This is a genomic window from Aquipuribacter hungaricus (assembly GCF_037860755.1).
GTDB classification, from domain to species: domain Bacteria; phylum Actinomycetota; class Actinomycetes; order Actinomycetales; family JBBAYJ01; genus Aquipuribacter; species Aquipuribacter hungaricus.
In genome coordinates, this window is the sequence record NZ_JBBEOI010000374.1 from 1 (window position 1) to 2,205 (window position 2,205).

The window sequence follows — 2,205 nt, forward strand, 5'->3', positions numbered from 1 at the left end:
CGGCCGTCGGCGCGCTGGTCCAGGCCGGCGCGGTCGCCGAGGACGCCGACGGACGGCTCCGCCGGGTGGAGGACCAGCGCTCCGCCGCGCAGGTGCTCGACGAGGTCGCCGCGCAGCGCGAGCGCCGGCGCACCACCGACAGGACCCGCGTCGAGCTCGTCCGCGCCTACGCCGACACCCGCGACTGCCGCCGCCGCGTCCTGCTCGAGCTGCTCGGCGAGGAGCACCCGCACCCGTGCGGCGCCTGCGACAGCTGCGACGAGGGCCGCTCCACCGAGGCCGGCGGCACCGGCTTCCACGTCGGGCAGACCGTCCGGCACCGGCAGTTCGGCGAGGGCACGGTCCAGGTCGTCGAGGCCGACCGGATCACCGTGCTGTTCGGCTCCCACGGCTTCACGACGCTGGCCCTCGGGCTGCTCGAGGAGGACGAGGAGCTGCTCGAGGCGGCCTGAGGGCGCGGGCGGACCAATCCGCGGGGGGCCCCGGTGACGGAAGACCTGTGACCGCCCCCCGCAGCCGTGGGGTCCGCCACAGACAAGGAGCACCTCCCATGACCTCCCTCCGCCGCTCGCTCGTCGTCCCCGCCGCGGGCCTCGCCGCCGCGCTGCTCGCCGCCGCCCCCGCCATGGCCACCACTGCCACCAGCGGCTCCACCCAGGGCGAGCTCAAGCCCGTCCCGCTCAACGACGCCCCTGGCACCGGCAGCGCCATGGTCGAGGTCGACGGCACCACGGTGAGCTTCACGCTGGCCTACGACGGCCTGCTCGCCGACGCCCCGCACGCCGCGCACATCCACTACTCCTCCGACGTGCCCCACACCTGCCCGACGGCCGACCTGGACAAGGACGCCAGCGGCACCCTCAACACCACCGAGACCGCGGCGGCCTACGGCGCCATCGTCGTCTCGCTGACCACGACCGGCGACACCTCGCCCGAGTCCGGCCTGGCCGTCGACCGCATGGGCGTCGGCAGCGACGTCAGCTACTCCCGCGGCGACGTCACCGTGACCCCCGAGGTCGCGGCCGACATCCTGGAGGGTGAGTCCGTCGTCGTCGTCCACGGCGTCGACCACGACGGCAGCGGCGCCTACGACGGCGCGACCGTGTCCGACCTCAACCCGGCCCTGCCCACCGAGGCCACCGACCCCGCGCTCTGCGGCGTCCTCCAGGCCTCGCAGATGGCGATGCCCGCCGGCGGCGTGCAGACCGGCCAGGCGGCCGTCGGCGGCTCCGGCACCCTCCTCATGGTGTCCGGTGGCGCGGCCGTCCTCGCCGGCGGCGCCCTCCTCGTCGCCCGTCGTCGCACCCAGACCGACAGCTGATGACCGTCGACGCCGGCGCGGCGGGGTCCTCCCGCCGCGCCCGGCGTCCCGGTGCGGTGCTGACCGTCGCGGCGGCCACCGTCCTCCTCGTGGGGGGCGGCACGGCCGCCGCGGTCGGCATCGCCGGCCGGGACGTCGCCACGCCCCCGCCCGTCGTGGCCCAGCCGGCCACGTCCTCCAGCCCGGACCCGACCACCGGTCCGTCCGCACCCGCAGCGCCCGCCCCGTCGGCCCCCGCGACCTCTCCGGCGCCGACCCCGGTCCAGACGGCCGCGCCCGCCCCGGCGGCCCTGCCGGTTCAGGTGCGCATCCCGTCGATCGGCGTGGACAGCCCGCTGCTCCACCTCGGCCTGCAGGACGACGGCGCCCTCGAGGTGCCGCAGGGCGCCGACTTCGACACCGCCGCCTGGTACGACGGCTCGCCGCGGCCCGGCGACGTCGGCCCCGCGGTCATCGAGGGCCACGTGAGCAGCAGCGCCCGCGGCCCGTCCGTCTTCTTCGAGCTGTCGACGCTTGCTGTCGGGGACCGGGTCGAGGTCGTCCGCGAGGACGGCACCACCGTCGCCTTCGAGGTGTACGGCATCGAGCAGTTCCCCAAGGACGGCTTCCCCACCCTCGACGTGTACGGCAACACCCCGGGCCCCGAGCTCCGGCTCATCACCTGCGGTGGCACCGTCGCCGAGAGCACCGGGCGCTACACGGACAACGTCGTCGTCTTCGCGCACGCCGTGCAGGGCTGAGCACCGTGACGCCAGCAGTCGCCGCCGTCGCAGCACCGTCGTCCGGGGCGGCTGCACGCACGACCGACCTGCCGGCGGGCCCGGCGACCACCCCGTCCGTCGCCCCGCCGGCCGGGCGGGGGCTGCGCGCCGTGTCGCTGACCG

3 protein-coding genes are annotated in these 2,205 nt (G+C 76.6%); all 3 read left to right on the forward strand.

What is annotated here, in order from left to right; all coding sequences use genetic code 11:
* Positions 1-452 (forward strand): RecQ family zinc-binding domain-containing protein (locus WCS02_RS19790; protein WP_340295996.1); only part of this gene is annotated, 452 nt, incomplete at its 5' end.
* A gap of 98 nt (positions 453-550) precedes the next feature.
* Entirely contained in the window at positions 551-1,321 is a 771-nt protein-coding gene (locus tag WCS02_RS19795) for a CHRD domain-containing protein (protein WP_340295997.1), read from the forward strand.
* On the forward strand, positions 1,321-2,061 hold the full coding sequence (locus tag WCS02_RS19800; RefSeq protein ID WP_340295998.1) for a class F sortase: 741 nt from the start codon (positions 1,321-1,323) through the stop codon (positions 2,059-2,061). The genes WCS02_RS19795 and WCS02_RS19800 overlap by 1 nt, the downstream gene beginning before the upstream one ends.
* The last annotated feature ends 144 nt before the right edge of the window (positions 2,062-2,205 follow it).

Bases quoted from the DNA above. Each gene is read 5' to 3' on its own strand.
- WCS02_RS19795 (WP_340295997.1), top strand. From the start codon at position 551: ATGACCTCCCTCCGCCGCTCGCTCGTCGTCCCCGCCGCGGGCCTCGCC.
- WCS02_RS19800 (WP_340295998.1), top strand. From the start codon at position 1,321: ATGACCGTCGACGCCGGCGCGGCGGGGTCCTCCCGCCGCGCCCGGCGT.